This is a genomic window from Paraburkholderia caledonica NBRC 102488 (assembly GCF_000685095.1).
Classification (GTDB): domain Bacteria; phylum Pseudomonadota; class Gammaproteobacteria; order Burkholderiales; family Burkholderiaceae; genus Paraburkholderia; species Paraburkholderia caledonica.
The window spans coordinates 52,670-69,436 of sequence record NZ_BAYE01000013.1 but is presented as its reverse complement, the minus strand read 5'-3'; the positions used below and the strand labels follow the sequence as shown (position 1 = coordinate 69,436).

The window sequence follows — 16,767 nt, the reverse complement described above, 5'->3', positions numbered from 1 at the left end:
TCTGCCCTCGTTTGGAGCAGCGCGTTTTTATGCGACATGAGATCTTGCTTGCAGCGCTGCCGAGTATTGCCGACCCGTGTTACTAAGCGATGACTACAGACTTATCTTCGCATTCGGAGCCGCAATTTTTATTTCTCAAGTTTTTGGCGGCTATGCCGTTGGGTGGCGTCCGTTGCAATCGCGTGTCGACATTTATCAAACCCGAAGGCGGAAGGCGGGACGCGGGATCGAGTCCGGGGCGCTCCCGAATATCCTCACCACATCGCTAAAGGTGCGAACAGCGGTTCGCCTATCTCACCTCTCGGATATAGACGAGTCTGATAGTCAGGTACCTCCTGGAATCGCTCACCTTTGCGCCAACCTCCTGGAACTCCTCACCTTTGCGCGTGGCGCCGGATGACAACGCCGCGTGGAGCGCTCAACGGTGCGGCGTAAATCCTGGGACGACTCACCATTGCGCGCGTTGCACCGTCTCCTGGAACGTCTCACCTTTGGGTGCAGAAGGTCAAAGGTGATGCCGTCTCCTGGAATTCCTCACCATCCTGGAATTGCTCACCTTTGACGTCGGTATGCTTAAACCGTATGCCGCCGTACGACGCGTCATCTCGTCAGCTTGACGACATTGGAAAGCCCCGGTCCCGGCGAGGAACCGAAGCTGTAGGTGGAACGGCCACTGCGCTTGGCCACATACATGGCGGCGTCCGCGACGTCGAGCAGTCCCGCGATGGTCTGAACCCGGTCCGGAAAAGTGGCGATGCCGATGCTCACGCCAATCGCAAAACGACCGCCATACTCGCTGTCGCCGACAGCGCGAACGCTTGAAAGCAGGCGGTCGGCGAGTTCCCTTAACTTAGCGTCCTCACCGCAATCCGTTGCCAGTAGAACGAACTCGTCGCCGCCAACGCGAGCGAGCATGTCGTTTTGTCGCGTCGCCGTGCGCAACGATTCGGCGAGCCGACGCAGCAGTACGTCGCCGGCGCTGTGGCCCATTGCGTCATTGACATTCTTGAAGCCGTCTATGTCGAGGTACAACAGCGCGACGCGCTTCGCGGCGGCCGCATCGTTCGAAAGTGCGTCGATGGTGGAAAGCAGCCGGCGCCGGTTCGGCAGTCCCGTCAAAGTGTCCTGCGCCGCTTGCTGATTGAGTGCATTGGAATACGCATGCACCCTCGCGAACGCACGGCGCTGTATATATACCGTATAACCCATCAGGCAGCACACCAGTACAGCGATAGCAACCAGCGCAGCGCTTCCGAATATGAGGCGCTGGTGAGCGTCTTCTGTCGCCACCCTTCGTCTTTCGCGCCAGTCGTTCAGCAAGAGACTGAGGTCCTGGCGCAGACCGTCCATGTAGAGCTTGCCTTCGTTCGTCTGCACGAGTGCGACGGCAGCGGTGCGATTGCCGCTGCGAGCCAGTTCGATGGTGCGCGCAAGTTCCGTCACCTTGTCTGTCTTCGCGTGCTCGACACGGCGCACGAGTTCGAGAGATCTCTCGTCGCTGCCCGCCACCTGCTGCAGGCGCAGCACGGTGTCGTCAAGATCGCGAATGCCCTTGCGGTAGGGTACGAGGTAACTTTCGTCGCCCGTCAGCAGATAGCCGCGCTGCCCGGTCTCCGCGTTCTCCAGATCGTGCAGCACGCGGTTGGCTGCGCCGAGCACCGCAAACGCTTCTTCGTCGCGCCAACCGTCGGCAACGATGATCCTCGCTTCATACACGAAGAGGCCGGCGGCAACCAGCAAGCCAATGGCCATGCTGACGTACAGCACGATGAAACGGTTACGATCGGCTTTCGCGGAGCGAAACAGACGCGCGGTCACAAGAGCTCCAGGGCGGTGAGGGTGGCGAGAAGGTTGCAATCATACTGGAGAGCCGTGGCGGCTTTTCGTCAGGGTGGGCAAGCAGACCGCCGGGGCCGCTTGTCGTTCGATGTTCGCCGTTTGTCACACAGAGGAACTGCCCGCTATGCGCACGGCCTTGCGCTCATCACGGCAGTTGTCGTTTGCCGGCAAAGGCGGCGACGTGATCACTGGGAAACGGCGAAAATTTCGACTGAAGAATTATCTCCCGTACTACCTGTGTGACGCTCAGGTAACGCTGAGGAGCGCTCGTCGGTACAGCTTCGCGGAGGTGTGCGTGTGTGGTGCATTTAATCAAGACAAGGCTTACCAAGACCTTGCAAATAACGCTTCACTTCGCTGACAACCTTGCCTATTTTTCATAGAGCCACCAGCGAATCCGCAACCAGTTGCCGCACTCTCCAAACAGACTTTCCGTAAGCTCCGCACGCCTGATGCGAGACCGCTAGTGCACAACCTTCGCCGACGCCGGCGGTTGAGCGCAGGCGCAGATCGCCCTGAACAACAGCCGCGTCCGCTCATATGATTTTTTGAAGGAGACAGCAATGAGCACGAATCTCTCAGTCGTCAAAGGTGCATACGAGGCGTTTCAGCGGGGCGACATTCCCGCGATACTCGAGGTCATCGCGGACGACGTTGAATGGCGTGTCGTTGGACCCGCTTCGCTGCCGTTTCCAAGGGAATGCCGCAACAAGAACGAGGTGTCCGCATTCTTCAAGTCGCTCGCGGAAAGCGACGACATCGCAGTATTCGAACCGCGCGAATATATCGACGCGGGGGACGATATCGTCACACTAGGCTTCGTGAAGGGTACGATCCGGTCGACGGGTGAAGTCGTTGAAAGCGAGTGGATTCACGTCATGACTCTCAAGAATGGCTTGCTGACGCGTTTTGTCGAGTTCTTCGATACGGCATCGAGAGGCGGCCACTAGCCTCACATTGCACGAGACGCGGCTAGAACTTCACCTTCACCTGGAAGCCGATAGTGAACGGAAGGTCGTCGGAAGGAATCGGCGGAATGACAATGAAGTTCGCTCCGACGCGCTTGTACTCGACCATGACGAGCGGGGCGAGCACTGGTCCGATCGTATGGTCGCGGCCGAGTCCCCAGTTGCCGTAGTTGTAGCCGGAGATAATGCCGCCCATCGCCGCGATTCGCACAATTCCCCAATGCAGGAAATCGGGTGACCAGACGCCGCCGCCGTAATACGACGGCCGGCGCAGCGAATTGCGGAAGCCGCCCGCCGTCAGCGCCCATTGATTGTTGAGCCAGCATTCGACGCCAAGCCCCGGATTGAACTGCTCGAAATGCGTGTCCGGGTCGGGATTGATGTGATACGAGCCGAGCATGGCGTCGACCCAAACGCCGCCGTCGCACCAGCTGCCCGCGTGCGCTGCCGATGTCCCAGCGAGGCCCGCGACAAGCGCGAACAATGTGTGGCTGATGTGCTTGCGGATGCCCTTACTGATCTGCCCAAGATGCATGTCCTCTCCATCACCGGTCGAGCGCCGGCGCGATGCTGTTTGGTTTTTGTGCGTGCCGCCCGTCGCGCACTGTACCGCAAGCCACTCATGCGATGTTGAAGACGCACTCGGGCCTGCGGGCACAAGACGTGCCGGAAAGCGGCAGCACAACCATAACGGAGGACTGATGGCAAAGCGGTGAAGGCGACGCGCCCGCCTTCACGTTGGGTGGAAAGGTCTAGAGCCCGAGATCGGAGAGACCGGGATGATCGTCGGGACGGCGGCCGAGCGGCCAGTGATACAGCCGGTCCGCTTCACGAATCGGAAGATCATTGATGCTCGCGTGACGGCGCGCCATCAATCCGTGTTCGTCGAACTCCCAATTCTCGTTGCCATACGAGCGGAACCAGTTGTTCGAGTCGTCATGCCATTCGTAGGCAAAGCGCACGGCAATGCGGTTGTCGGTGAATGCCCACAATTCCTTGATCAAACGATAGTCGAGCTCCTTCGTCCACTTGCGGCGCAACAGCCCGACGATTTCCGCGCGGCCATGCGTGAACTCGGCGCGGTTGCGCCACACGCTGTCCGGCGTGTACGCGAGCGACACGCGTTCGGGATCGCGGGTGTTCCAGCCGTCTTCGGCCGCGCGTACTTTCTGGATCGCGGTTTCGCGCGTGAACGGCGGCAGCGGCGGGCGGCTTTCGATTTGATCGGCCATGAAATTCCTCGCTAATGGTCAGGTTGCGGTGAGGTTGCGGTCCGCCTGGAAGGCGGCGACTTACTTGCAGATCGAGGTAAGGCCTTGCTGTCTGCAGACTTCTTGGGCTTTCCGCCTGATTCAGCGTCGAGCAAAGTTTGAGCGACCGCTCGCGCGTCGAGCGCGGCGTCAGGTTCGCCGCTTACAAGTGCGACAGCGATCGCACCATCGAGCAACAACAGCCATTGCCGCGACAAGCGCGCGGCGCGCCTTGCATCCACGTTCGCTTGCGCGACGAACTGGTCGCATTGCGCTCGCACAAATGCAAGCAGACGTTCCTTGTGTTCTCGCGCGACGACCCGAATCGGGTCTTCTGCCGAAGCGATTTCGCCGGCCGCGTTCAGAAACGCACAACCGTGAAAGTTCTCCGAGGCGAACCATTCGCGCAATACATCGAACATCCCAAGCAGGCGTTTGCGTGCGGTCGTGCCGCCGCGCTGCTGCGTGCCTGCGATAAACCAGTTCATCCAGCGTTCGTCGCGCCGTTCCAGTGCGGCCGCGACGAGTGCGTCTTTCGATTCGAAATGTGTGTAGAAGCTTTTACGCGCGGTTCCCGACTGCTTGACGATGGCATCCACGCCGGTTGAGTGTATGCCTCCGGCGTAGATCAACGCTTCCGCGGCGTCAAGCAGTCGCTCGCGTGGGCTGGGCGCCGCCGCTTCTTCAATGCGAGAATGAGTAGCCATGTGCGAAGGGTAGAACGATCATTCTCCCTCGTCAAGTTTTCCCGCATTTTGCGTGCGGCTACCGCTAACTGTTATCTTGATCGAGACGAGTCAACCGGAAGCTATTGATGAAGACCTCTATCGCTCGCGCCATTGTCGTGCGCGCTTTGTTCGCTACAACCTTCCTCTTTGCAACGGCCTGCACGCCATTGCAAGTGCTCACGCATTCGGTCAGCCAGAATGAGGCGCGCGTGCCGGTGGGGCGCTACGATCTCGACCATGACCATTGCAGCATCACATTCGACGTCGAACACTTCAAGTATTCGCGCTTTACGATGCGCTTTGACCGCAAGACGGGGCAGTTGGACTGGAAAGAAGGCGGGCTGGAGCGGAGTAGCGTGTCCGTTACGATCGACGCCGCGAGCATTGACACGAATGTGCCGCTGCTCGACAAAATGGTGAAAAGCCCGAGCCTGCTAGACGTGGAGCGCTATCCGGAAATCCGTTTCGTGAGTACGAAATTTGAGCGCACCGGCGAAGCTCGCGGCACCTTGACGGGCGATCTGACCATTCATGGCGTAACGCAACCCGTCACGCTCGACGTCACCTTCAACGGTTTTGCACCCGACCCGCTAACGAAAAAAGACACGCTGGGTTTTTCCGCAGAAGGGCATATCAGCCGCGCGAAGTTTGGGCTCGCGACATGGTATCCAGCGGTCGGCGACGACATTCACGTGCGCATTCAGGCCGAGTTCGACAGAACGCCCGCAGGCGCTTGAGCACGCTGCGGGCGTGTCTGACGCGGCGCGCATGGCGCCACATGTGTGCTATGCCGAAGTCCAGTCGAGAATGACCTTGCCGCTTTCGCCGGAGAGCATGGTCGCGAACGCTTGCTGATAGTCGTCGACCTTGAAATGGTGCGTGAGGATCGGCGACAGGTCGAGACCGCTTTGCAGCATCGCGACCATCTTGTACCAGGTCTCGAACATCTCGCGTCCGTAAATGCCCTTGATTTCAAGGCCTTTGAAAATCACCTGGTTCCAGTCGATCGCTGTTTGAGCGGGCGGAATACCGAGCAGCGCGATCTTGCCGCCGTGGTTCATTGCTTCGAGCATGCCGGTGAACGCGCCCGGAACGCCGGACATTTCCAGGCCAACGTCGAAACCTTCGGCCATGTGCAAATCGGCCATCACGTCGCGCAACGATTCACGAGAGACGTTCACGGCGCGCGTCGCGCCCATCTTGCGGGCGAGGCCGAGCCGATAATCATTGATATCGGTAATCACGACGTTGCGCGCTCCCACGTGCTTCGCAATCGCCACGGCCATGATGCCGATCGGCCCGGCACCCGTGATCAGCACGTCTTCGCCTACCAGATTGAACGATAGCGCGGTGTGCGTGGCATTGCCGAACGGGTCGAAGATCGCCGCGAGGTCGTCGGAGATCTCGGGCGGAATCTTGAACGCGTTGAACGCCGGAATCACCAGATACTCGGCGAATGCGCCCTCGCGATTTACGCCGACGCCCACCGTGTTACGACACAGATGCCGACGCCCGGCGCGACAGTTGCGGCAGAACCCGCAGGTAATGTGGCCCTCGCCGGACACGCGGTCACCAATCGAAAAGCCGCGCACTTCCGCGCCCATTTCGACGATCTCGCCGACGTACTCATGACCGACATGCATCGGCACAGGAATGGTTTTCTGCGCCCAGTCGTCCCACTTCCAGATATGAATGTCGGTGCCGCAAATCGCGGTGCGCTTGATACGGATCATCACGTCGTTATGGCCGACTTCGGGCACTTTGACGTCAGTGAGCGTGAGACCGGGCGCGCGCTCGAGTTTTGCCAATGCTTTCATATGCGTCCCGTTTCAGATGACACCAAGTTCGCGACCGACGCGCGCGAATGCATCCACCGCGCGGTCAATCTGTTCTGTTGTATGCGCGGCGCTCATTTGCGTGCGGATGCGCGCGCGGCCCTTCGGTACGACCGGGAACGAAAAGCCGATCACGTAGACGCCTTCGTTCAGCAACGCATCGGCCATTTTCGAAGCGAGTTGCGCGTCGCCGAGCATCACTGGAATGATTGGGTGTTCCCCGGGCACGAGCGTGAATGCGAGCGCGCTCATCTTGTCGCGAAAGTGTGCGCCGTTCTCGCGCACGCGCTCGCGTAACTGCGAACCTTCGTCGCTTGCGAGTAGTTCGAGCACTTTCAGCGATGCCGCCGCAATGCTCGGCGTCAGCGTGTTAGAAAACAGATAGGGGCGTGAACGCTGCCGCAGCAAGTCCACGATTTCCTTGCGCGCGGCGACATAACCGCCCGAGGCGCCGCCGAGTGCCTTGCCGAGCGTGCCGGTAATGATGTCGACGCGCGACAGCACTCCGCAATGCTCCGGCGTGCCGCGTCCGTGTTCGCCGACAAATCCAACGGCGTGCGAATCGTCGACCATCACGAGCGCACCGTAACGATCCGCGAGATCGCATATGCCGGCGAGGTCGGCGATGATGCCGTCCATTGAAAACACGCCGTCGGTGGCGATCAGCTTGTAGCGTGCGCCGGCGGCGTCTGCCTCTTGTAGTTTCGCTTCGAGATCGGCGAGATCGTTGTTCTTGTAGCGGAAGCGCTTCGCCTTCGAAAGCCGCACGCCGTCGATGATGCTCGCGTGATTCAACTCGTCGCTGATGATGGCGTCGTTCTCGTCGAGCAGCGTTTCGAAGAGACCGCCGTTGGCATCGAAACAGCTCGAATAGAGAATGCAATCGTCGGTTTGCAAAAATTCGGCGAGCGCGCTTTCGAGTTGCTTATGCACGGTCTGGGTGCCGCAAATGAAACGCACCGACGCCATGCCGAAACCGTCGTTGTCCAGGCCTTGCTTCGCCGCCTCGATGAGCCGTGCGTCGTCGGCGAGTCCCAGATAATTGTTCGCGCAGAAATTCAGCACGCCTGTGCCGTTGGCAAGACGAATGTCGGCCGATTGCGGGCTGGCGATCACGCGCTCGCTCTTGTAAAAACCGTCGGCGCGGATCTGCTCCAAAGTGCCGCGCAGATGGGCCAGATATTGTTCACGCATGAACCGGGCTCCTGAATGGGTGATAGGCGAGTGCGGGACTTCCACCGCTTTGGGCACGCGCGACATGGGCGGCCACGAAGCGACCTGCTATAGTCGGCTGTCAGTTTTATCGGATTTTTTCGTTTTTCCGAACTAGAATCCGGTATGTCGAACAACTCTAAACGATGGATCTGGAAATGGCAAGCTCGGGTAATCGTCGTGCGGCGGCGGGCGCGGCGTCCGCTCCTCATGCAGTCGCGGCTCCCGCAATCGCGGCGCCACCGCGCGTCGGGGAACAAATTCAGCGCTTGCGCGCAGAACGGCGCATGACGCTCGACGATCTGTCGCGCGCGGCCGGCGTATCGAAGTCGATGCTTTCGGAGATTGAACGCGACAAGGCAAATCCGACGATCGCGGTGGCGTGGCGGTTGACCAACGCGCTGGGAGTGAGCCTCGATTCGCTGTTTGCGCCGCAAAAGACGCCCGAAGCGATCGCCGTTGCGGGTCCACATGAAATCCCCACGCTGAGCGGGCACGATGCGAAGTATCAACTGCGGGTGTGGGGGCCGATCGAGTTGGCCGGCAAATTCGAGTGGTACGAGTTGACGCTTCAACCGGGCGGGGCGCTGGTGTCCAATGCGCACGAGCCCGGCACACGTGAACATCTGACGGTGCTGCAAGGATCGATTGAGATTGAGGCAGCCGGCACCACCAGGCGCCTGAAAGCTGCGGACACTGCGCGCTATGTGGCAGACGAGCCGCACGCGATCCGCAATGCTGGCAAGGGCGAGGCAAAAGCGCTGCTGGTGGTGATCCACGGCTGAGCGGCTGACTCACCGTAGCAATCTTTTCAACGGTCCTCGCAGTCGCCGACGGAGTCGCGGCGTGTGAAAGGTTGCGTCGAACACTGTATATTTGTACAGTGCAGGGTATCGATTGGAGCCGATAATGAACGACCTGACGACTGAGACAACTGACCGCGCTCTGGCCGCGCTGCGCTATCAAACCGCGGCGCGCGATCTCGAATATATCGTCCGCAATATCGCCGCGCGCTATATCGCGCAGCAGGTGCCGCTTACCTGGCGCCTGCTGCACGCGATCGAGGCGGAGGCGCTGGCTGACCTTGGATTTGCCAGCCGCCACGACGCGCTCATGCTCGGTCTGTTTCAGCGTCCGTCGGACCTTCCTTATCCGGAGACCGACGAAGGCGTGGACTTCGGCACGTCCACCGCGCTGCCCGCGGTGTTCGCATTTGCGGTCTCCGCTTATGAGCAGGCGGCTCGCAGCGCTGCGAAACGCGCATCTCAACCTGCCGCACATAAACGGGCAAGAGCTTGGGGCGACTGACCGTCAGCCTGGACAGTCGAGTCTACAATGGGCGCAACTAACTGAACGATTGCGCATGTCGCCTCCTCATTTATCCGATCCGGTTCCGCGCCCGGATCCATCCACCGATCTTTTCGATCAGCAACGCGAAGACTGGCGCCGCGATCCACAAATCGCGTTCGACGCGTGGCTTGCGAAGCAGCATTTCAGGCGTTCGTCAGCGCAGGTTTATCAGGCCCAGTGGGGACTTTTTCTCGAGTGGTTGGCCACGCGTCAAAAGACGCTGGTCGCTGTCGACACGCAGAGCATCGCCGACTTTGTCGCTGGCCTGGATATTCGCAAGCCGCAGCGTGTGCGTTACCTGCGTTTGATTGAGCGCGTGCTGGATCATGTGCGCGAAGTCGAAGCATCGTCGACTAATCCGGCTCGTTTCATCGCCCAGGATGGGGAAGCCGCGTGGCGCAACGCAAGCGAGAACGAGCCGACCGGTTTTCTCCATCATGCCGAACGGGCCGCATTGATAGCGCATCTGTTTTCGCCGTTACAGGGCGTGTCCAAAGTGCAGCGCTGGAAAGAACGGCGCGACCGCGCATTGATCGCAGTGTTTCTCGGCGGTGGACTGAAAACCGGCGAGGCCGCCGCCTTAGCGGTTAGTTGCGCGGCACCAGGCTCGCCGTGGTTAACAATCGACTCGACAAACCCGACGCTCATGCGGCGCACGCGGCTGGCGCCTTTCGCGTCGGCGTTACTCGACGCATGGCTCGCCGAGCGGCGCATGGCGGACCTTGCCGGCGATCTGATTTTTCCTGCGTCGCCTTCGGGTAGGCCGATGCACAAGGCCACTATGCTTCGTGCCGTCGATGCACTCGTCGAAGCGGCAGGCATTGCGGCGTCGCGTACATCGCGCGCCAGTCCGCAAACCTTGCGCAATACGTTTGCTGCCGAACTGTTCGAAAGCGGAGTGGAGGCGGAACTCGTCGGACAATGGCTCGGATTTGTGCAGGCCGTGTCTGCGAATCGTCTCTATCGAGCTTGGCAAACATGGACGAAACAGCAGGATCCAGGCGCCATACACGAACCGGATCCTGCCGCGCCGATGTTGCCCGAACCTCGCATGGACGGGCGTTTCACGAGGACGCCGGATGCGGCGGAGTCCTGAAACCTCTCACTTTTGGCATCCCGAATTTCCTCACCTTTGACGTAGGCGGCTCCTTCGTTTCACGCCTGTGCTGAAAGCGAGTTGCTAGATAGAAATCGGCTTACCGCTTCCAGCCGTGAATCGCCGAGCCCGGAAGAGTGCTCACATTCCGGACACTGCAGTTCGAACCGGTGATCGACCTGCGAGAGTTCGGGCTCACCTTCCTCGCACTTGGGGCAGCGCAGCGGCAAGCGCACGTGGCCGTCCGCTGCGGTTCCAATCGTTCGTAATTCGTCGCTCGTGAGCCGGCCGCCTTCAACCAGCGAGCACAGCAAACTGCCGATGCCCGGGTCGATGCCCTGCTGGCCGCGCAGAGCCGCAAGTTCTTTTGTCAGCGCGTCGACCTCGTTCGACTGCTCGCGCAGTTGGCCATCGAGCCGGTCGCCCCGTGCCTTGGCTGCCGCAAGTTGCTGAATGAACTCGAATTCCTTTCGACTCGCATCGCGCACGCCGGACTGATAGGTCGCGGCCATGCTGCGCAGCGAATCCAGTTCGACAAGCATCGGCTTCACCCGGCGCTCGGCCTCGGCGACGGCATCTTTGATCTGCTGCGCGTAGTGTTCGGTGCTTTGGCGCAATTCCACATGAAGCGCGTCGATGCGATCGCGCAACGTCGCGTTCGCGGCCTGTTCCATGTCCAGGCGTTGGCGGAGTGTTTCGTTTTCCTGTTCGAGCCTGCGCACCGTTGCTTGCAGGCCTTCATGGTGGGCGGTGCCGTGCGTAGTGACGGTGGACAACTCCGCCTCCAGCGCGCGAACACGTTCCCATGCAGCTTCCGCCCGTTGTTCACTGCGCTTGATGGCATCTTCCGAAGCGTCGCGACGGATTTCCGCCTCGCGTGCGCGTTGTTCCGCCGCGGCAATTTGCGAGCGCGACTCTTCCCGCTCGGCGTCCAGTGTAGTGCGCGCATGGGCGACGGCTTCTTCGAAAAGCGCGCCCAGCAATTCGCCGGCGCGCTCTTCCAGAGCTTTCGGGATGGCACCCGCGCCGACTTTGACGCGCGACACATTACGAATGCGTTCCCAGAAGTGGTCGATGTCCTTCGGTATGTCGCTTGCGCTGCCGGTCTGAGTGAGATCGCGTACGGTAGCCATGGACGGTCGTATGCCCAGATCGAAAAATAATCGCTTGCATGCATGCAGCGACAATTCCTGGCGGCGGCTGCCGCGAGTTCGCATCGCGTCAAGCTCTTCGCGGATGGCTTGCCGTTCGTCGTCCACGTTCATATTGGGCTCACTATTGTGCTAACTGGACGAATAATAACAATTTACGTAGCAAACGATACGTTTTTGTGAGCTCGATCTGTGCAGGGGCTGTTCTTAGTGGGGGACGGCGTATTTTGCAGATACAGAGTCACCCATGCGACGATTCTTCGTGAAACAAAACTAAGAACCGCGGATAACCTATTGTAAACAAACATGATATGTGCGCATCGGTTTGATAGCGCACTGTTTCACGATACGCATCCTACAAGCGATTGGCGATTGTTTCTATACGAGAGCTCTCTTGGTTTGTGGCTAGAGAGTAATAAAAGTAAACACCTTTGAACCCAAGTTAAAAACGTTAACGCCAAAGCAAAGCCATGCCTGGCGGGGCTTTCCGAGCAGCAAGGTGAAGCTTTCCGGGAGAGTTGGTGAGGTTCTGCGGGAATCCGGAGTGATGGGGTTCGGGAAGCGTGGTGAGCAGGTCCGGGATGTATCGTGAGCGGGTTCAGGGGACCCCGCTGCAGGAGACATCAGGGAAAGGTGAGTTTTTGCGGGACCGGTTCGGTCTGGAGCGCCCGGCAGGCCTCGCCAGCGACTCGTAAAGCCGTCAGGATCAAGGTGAGCACTTTCGGGAGGGTCGCGACGCCCTCTTTTTGACCCTGTTTGAGCCGTGAAAAACCTCGTGGTGAGTGAAGACGGGAGAAAACGCCGATGAAAGGTGAGGCTTTACGGGGCTTAGCTGGCCGTTTTGCCTTTATTTTAGGCATTTGGAGTCCAAGGTGAGCTTTTGCGGGACCTGTTCACGCTTCCGGCGCACGTTTTCCCGCATCACAGTGAAATTGCCAGGCATCGGCGCTGCAAAGGTGAGCAAATTCGGGAGTTGGTCGCCAAGGCACCCAATCCTTTCCAAAGTCAACGGAGATGACGTGAAAGGTGAGGGTTTTCGGGGAGCGTGTCGGGCGGTCTTAACCGAAAAGGTGAGGGAATTCGGGGGCCACAGGCTGCTCATCGGCTGGAAAGGTCCTACCTACGGCCCTTGTCCGTTCGTGTAGCGGTGGCGCTTGAATGCCGACGGTGAGAGTTTTCAGGAGCGTCCAAGCCAGCATGGCGCATAGAGGGAAAGTGCAATTCGGCCTTAAGGTGAGATTTTACGGGAGCCGCGACGCTGGCAAAGTCAACGTTGGACCCATTTTTGTTTGATATAACCTATTGAAAATAAAGCATAAATATCGCTATTCCCGCAAAGGTGAGGCTTTTCAGGAGGTGCATCTGGAAGACTTGCGAACATGGCGCCGCGTTCCAAGGTGAGGCTTTTCGGGACGATTTCGAAGCACTTTTATCGCTTCGCCACGAGGGAACCCGCGCCGTTTGGAGCATTGAACCGATCCTAAGGTGAGCTTTTTCGGGGGACTCGCGCAACGGGTTGCGATTGGCGCCGCTATTTCGGCCCCTCTGCGTGGCCCTTTTGTCGAAGATGCCGCAACGCACATGGCCACGCACACCCTGGTCTCTCTATATGGCGAGGGGATCACAGCCCTTGTGACCGGCATGCACGCCAACGTAAAAAGGCGAAAAATTTTTGAGGTGAGGAGGTTCGGGATATCGCGCGCTCCTTCGAGCCGACGCAGCAAACCTCGCGATTTTTCCGCAGCCCGCGACGCTCAAAGGATTGACGAACCTGGCGCCGAAAGGGGAAGGTGAGGGTTTTCGGGAGTCTGTCGAGGTGAGTCGCGTCGAGTAAACTCGCTTCACCCGCAATGGTGAGAATGACGCTATAGACGGGTATCACCACAGTCGGTATGCTCTCGCCAAATCCCTCCTTGACCATACGCATGGCCACGAAGCGCGCCAAGAAAACCGATGTAGTCAGCCCCAGCTCGGCGGAATTGCGCAAGGCCGTCGAGGCGATCGCGATTCAGCCGAAGAGCGGCAAGATCACGCTGCTGACTCGCAAGCTGTTCAATGTGCTGCTCGCGGTCGCGCAGCAAGCCGACGAATCGGGTGATACCTATCGCGCGTTACTGTCGGATATCGTTGCCAACTCTGCGTTCGATTCCAACGACACCGCTCTCGTCAAGGAGCACCTGCGCCGGATGGTTTCGGTTCAGGTCGAATGGAGCACTGGCACGTCCAGTCAGAAGCCCGGCCGGAAGTGGGGCATCTCCACGCTGATCGCAGACGCGGAGATTCTTGAGGATCCGACCACCCGCCGGGTCTGGGTTGAATTTTCGTTCGCTCCGAAGATCAAGAAGAAACTGCTCGATCCGGTTCAGTATGCTCGCCTTAGCCTGCAGTTCCAGAGCCAGTTGCGCAGCAGCGCGGGCCTAGCGCTGTATGAAATCTGCGTGCGCTATCTGACCAATCCCAGCCATCTGACGATGCGCGAGTCGTGGGAGTGGTGGCGCCCTATCCTCTCCGGCACGCCGGACACGGAAGCGGGCGACGAAGCAAAGCGCGAATACAAATACTTCAAGCGCGATTATTTACGGCCGGCAATCGCCGAGGTGAACGCAGTCACAAATATCTTCGTTGAGCTGATCGAGCACCGCGAGGGCCGTCGTGTCGCCGAAATTCAGTTCCGCGTAACCGAGCGCAAGCAGCCTATGCTGGCTCTTGACGAGCATCCGAACGTGTTCGACAGCACGCTCGTGGATCGGATGGTCAAGATCGGCATTCCGCTGAAAGAGGCGCAAACGCTCTACGCGGACAGCGAGGAGAACCGCATCCGCGCGGCTTTGCAGATGACCGAGCAACGCATGCGTAGCACGTCGTTGCCGCCGGTCCGCAGTGCGCCGGCGCTGTTCAAGGACGCGCTGAAGAAAGGGTACGCACCGCCTGTCGAGACCGTGGCATCTGCTGGTAGCGCTAAGGCTGCCGTCGCGGCCCCCGCGGACGATCTGAAGGCGCGCCTGTTGGGCGAGTATTCCGCGTATCGCCGCAGGGAAGCACGCGAGCTCTACGACGAACAGGGTGAGTCCGAACGGGACATCGCGCGGCAGTCGTTCGAGGAAGAAGAGTTGCCGGGGCTCGGCGCCCATATGCGCGACGACTGGCGTCGCCGGGGACTCGACTCGAAGATCGTCGAGACGGCGTTCTTCGATTGGCTGGCTCGCAAGACGTGGGGCGAGCCGACCGACGGCGATCTGCTCGCTTTCACACTGAGTCAGTCGCGCGCTGCCTGATTAGCCGGCACGCTGCCGACAATAATGGTTCGCGGCGGCGCATCTGACGGCGGCCGCCGCCAGACCGCTTATTGAGCGACTATTACTTCAACATCTTTTCGATCTGTCGAAGAATGTCGTCCCGCTTTTCACGTGTGAGGCCCTTGAGGCGCAATTCGATGCGGTCCTCTCCGTAGGTCTTCAGGTCGCCGACCGACACTCCGTCGAGCTTTACTTCCAGCCGCTGCGCATAGCGCTGGCGACCTGCCGGCTTGGTGCTTTCCTGCGCAGTCGCTCTGCCCTTGACGATGTCGGCAACCTGCCGCGTGCTGAGGTCGTCAGAGAGGATCTTGTTGATCAGACGCAGCGTCGCGTCGGCACCGCGAGCCGCGTGATATCGGCCGACCTGATATGCCATGTTGGAGCCGAAACGGTCAGGCCGCGCGACCATCTCATGCATGACTGCTTCGGGCAACTTGGCAATCGACAACGCCACAGCCACCGTCGACTCGTCCAAACCAAGATGCTCAGCCAGTTCCTTCTGGCTTTGGAAATGGCGGTCGTCAAGAAAGCGTTTCCAGACCACCGCATTGTCGAACACTGTCTGCGAGTCTCGCTGGACGTTGAGATCGTAGCCGAGCTTGTAGCTCTGAATTCCAATTGGCAGATCGATAACGATCGCCTTCACTGATTCCTTGTTTGCTTCCTTCAACGCCCGCACACGTCTACCGCCGTCGCTGACGAAGTAGGTGCCGGGATTGTCATAGTCAGGAATGACGTGGATCGCCTGCTGTTGTCCTTGCTTCGCCAGATTGACGGCGAGTTCGGCAATCGATGACTTCACGTAGAAGTGCCGCGGATTGAAGGGGCTCGGCTTGATCGTCTTCAGTGCAAGCTCGATGACCTGGCCCGGGCGATATCCGTGTCCAACTCTCCATGCACGATAGGCGGCGGACTCGTTTTCGGGATCGACGGTGTCGAGGCCCGAATCGGCTTGCGGAACTACGCCCGGAAGTGGTCGCACGGTACCGTCGGGGGCTTTCGAGGCATTGTTTTTGACCAGCCCGTCGATGGCGTTCAGTCGGTCTAGCGCCGTTCGCTTCTCGCTGCTGGTCGTATCAGGACGTGCTTGAAAGCCTTTGGCAAATTGGGAGGGTTTCATTCAGGGTCCTTTATGCGCATAAATTCACGGGAGCAAGGCGGCGATCTCATTCGCGCACGCCCGTACTTCGATGGCGGCGAGCTTGGCGCCGCGATCGCTCATCTGTAGCACTGTTTGACCCAATGCCATTGCCTGCTTGTAGGCTTCACGGGTAGGAATCTGGGTCTTGAGGAGGGGAAATCCGAGCTCTTCTAACGCGCGCTTGAGCTCGCGCGTCAGCATGCGCTTTTCTTCCGTCTTGTTGAGCAGGAAAACTGCGCGCAGGTCTTCGTTCATAACTTGAGCTTGCTGGACGAGTTTGACTAAGCCAATGCTCGACCAATAGTCAGCGGGCGACGACGACGTCGGGATAACCGCAACGCTCGCCGCGAGCAGTACGACGCCCGAGACTTTTTCCGTAATGGAAGGTGGACAGTCGACGACGATGATGTCGTAGTCGCCAACGAACTTCTTGATCTCACGGTGAATCTGGCTGCCGGCTTCAGAGAGATTGACGACGGGGAACGGGATGCCAGTGTCACCGTCCGAGGATGCACTGGCCCAGTGGATCAATGTGTTCTGACCGTCGGCATCCACGACCAGGACTCGCTTTCCTTTCTCGTGGAAAGCGGCCCCGAGATGCATCGCGATTGTGCTCTTCCCGACTCCACCTTTTTGCTGAGTTACCGCGATGATTTCGGCTGCCAATGTTCACCTCTCTTTTTTAAGCGCAGATGGATTCTACCTGGAAGAATTCGTATTTCAATCGTTTCTTTTGAATCGCGATGGAATTAGCCGTTCAGCCAGGTTTATGCGCATAAACCTGGCTGCGGCGTAGCGCGGCGCAATGACGAGGCGCGATGCGATGCGAAGTGAGGCGCAGAGGAGACATAGGTGGCCACATGCGCAGCTGGGTAAGTGATCGGCGCTTGTGAGCGGGTCC

The 16,767-nt window shown here is 59.4% G+C and carries 15 protein-coding genes; 6 read left to right on the top strand and 9 right to left on the bottom strand.

Annotated features, from left to right (window positions below; all coding sequences use genetic code 11):
- Positions 1 to 600: 600 nt before the first annotated feature.
- Positions 601 to 1,818: a diguanylate cyclase domain-containing protein gene (locus BCA01S_RS23635; RefSeq protein WP_027779043.1), complete on the bottom strand. Its 1,218-nt coding sequence runs from the start codon at positions 1,816 to 1,818 to the stop codon at positions 601 to 603.
- 584 nt (positions 1,819 to 2,402) lie between these two features.
- On the opposite strand from BCA01S_RS23635, the gene BCA01S_RS23630 reads away from it, so the two are divergent.
- Positions 2,403 to 2,789: a nuclear transport factor 2 family protein gene (locus BCA01S_RS23630; RefSeq protein WP_027779042.1), complete on the top strand. Its 387-nt coding sequence runs from the start codon at positions 2,403 to 2,405 to the stop codon at positions 2,787 to 2,789.
- 22 nt (positions 2,790 to 2,811) lie between these two features.
- On the opposite strand, the gene BCA01S_RS23625 is transcribed toward BCA01S_RS23630, so the two are convergent.
- The 3 genes from BCA01S_RS23625 to BCA01S_RS23615 form a co-directional block, all read right to left on the bottom strand.
- Positions 2,812 to 3,342: a hypothetical protein gene (locus BCA01S_RS23625; RefSeq protein ID WP_027779041.1), complete on the bottom strand. Its 531-nt coding sequence runs from the start codon at positions 3,340 to 3,342 to the stop codon at positions 2,812 to 2,814.
- Between the two features lie 217 nt (positions 3,343 to 3,559).
- The gene (locus BCA01S_RS23620) at positions 3,560 to 4,039 is read right to left on the bottom strand and encodes a nuclear transport factor 2 family protein (protein ID WP_027779040.1); all 480 of its coding nucleotides are present in this window, start codon (positions 4,037 to 4,039) and stop codon (positions 3,560 to 3,562) included.
- Positions 4,040 to 4,050: 11 nt separating this feature from the next.
- Positions 4,051 to 4,764: a TetR/AcrR family transcriptional regulator gene (locus BCA01S_RS23615; protein WP_027779039.1), complete on the bottom strand. Its 714-nt coding sequence runs from the start codon at positions 4,762 to 4,764 to the stop codon at positions 4,051 to 4,053.
- Between the two features lie 107 nt (positions 4,765 to 4,871).
- Here BCA01S_RS23615 and BCA01S_RS23610 point away from each other — a divergent pair, with 107 nt between their 5' ends.
- Positions 4,872 to 5,522 (top strand): YceI family protein, encoded by a 651-nt coding sequence (locus tag BCA01S_RS23610; protein ID WP_027779038.1) that lies wholly within the window; start codon positions 4,872 to 4,874, stop codon positions 5,520 to 5,522.
- Positions 5,523 to 5,570: 48 nt separating this feature from the next.
- Here BCA01S_RS23610 and tdh read toward each other — a convergent pair whose 3' ends face one another.
- Positions 5,571 to 6,602 carry an L-threonine 3-dehydrogenase gene (gene tdh, locus BCA01S_RS23605; protein ID WP_020068636.1) on the bottom strand — a complete coding sequence of 344 codons (1,032 nt, stop codon included), beginning with the start codon at positions 6,600 to 6,602 and terminating at the stop codon, positions 5,571 to 5,573.
- 12 nt (positions 6,603 to 6,614) lie between these two features.
- A complete protein-coding gene (locus BCA01S_RS23600) occupies positions 6,615 to 7,814 on the bottom strand; it encodes a glycine C-acetyltransferase (RefSeq protein ID WP_027779037.1) in 1,200 nt (399 codons plus the stop codon).
- A gap of 164 nt (positions 7,815 to 7,978) precedes the next feature.
- Here BCA01S_RS23600 and BCA01S_RS23595 point away from each other — a divergent pair, with 164 nt between their 5' ends.
- From BCA01S_RS23595 to BCA01S_RS23585, 3 genes are all read left to right on the top strand, one after another.
- The gene (locus BCA01S_RS23595; RefSeq protein ID WP_027779036.1) at positions 7,979 to 8,617 is read left to right on the top strand and encodes a helix-turn-helix domain-containing protein; all 639 of its coding nucleotides are present in this window, start codon (positions 7,979 to 7,981) and stop codon (positions 8,615 to 8,617) included.
- Positions 8,618 to 8,741: 124 nt separating this feature from the next.
- A complete protein-coding gene (locus BCA01S_RS23590; protein ID WP_027779035.1) occupies positions 8,742 to 9,140 on the top strand; it encodes a DUF2471 family protein in 399 nt (132 codons plus the stop codon).
- 55 nt (positions 9,141 to 9,195) lie between these two features.
- Positions 9,196 to 10,278 (top strand): tyrosine-type recombinase/integrase, encoded by a 1,083-nt coding sequence (locus BCA01S_RS23585; protein WP_027779034.1) that lies wholly within the window; start codon positions 9,196 to 9,198, stop codon positions 10,276 to 10,278.
- A 59-nt stretch (positions 10,279 to 10,337) separates the two neighbouring features.
- Here BCA01S_RS23585 and BCA01S_RS23580 read toward each other — a convergent pair whose 3' ends face one another.
- Complete coding sequence (locus BCA01S_RS23580; protein ID WP_027779033.1) at positions 10,338 to 11,543, bottom strand: DNA-binding protein; 1,206 nt, start codon at positions 11,541 to 11,543, stop codon at positions 10,338 to 10,340.
- Positions 11,544 to 13,354: 1,811 nt separating this feature from the next.
- Between BCA01S_RS23580 and BCA01S_RS23575 the strand changes: the two genes are divergently transcribed.
- Positions 13,355 to 14,704, top strand: coding sequence for a replication initiation protein (locus tag BCA01S_RS23575; RefSeq protein WP_027779032.1), 1,350 nt, complete (start codon positions 13,355 to 13,357; stop codon positions 14,702 to 14,704).
- 82 nt (positions 14,705 to 14,786) lie between these two features.
- Here BCA01S_RS23575 and BCA01S_RS23570 read toward each other — a convergent pair whose 3' ends face one another.
- The gene (locus BCA01S_RS23570; protein WP_027779031.1) at positions 14,787 to 15,845 is read right to left on the bottom strand and encodes a ParB/RepB/Spo0J family partition protein; all 1,059 of its coding nucleotides are present in this window, start codon (positions 15,843 to 15,845) and stop codon (positions 14,787 to 14,789) included.
- Between the two features lie 24 nt (positions 15,846 to 15,869).
- Positions 15,870 to 16,532 (bottom strand): ParA family partition ATPase, encoded by a 663-nt coding sequence (parA, locus tag BCA01S_RS23565; protein WP_027779030.1) that lies wholly within the window; start codon positions 16,530 to 16,532, stop codon positions 15,870 to 15,872.
- Positions 16,533 to 16,767: the final 235 nt, after the last annotated feature.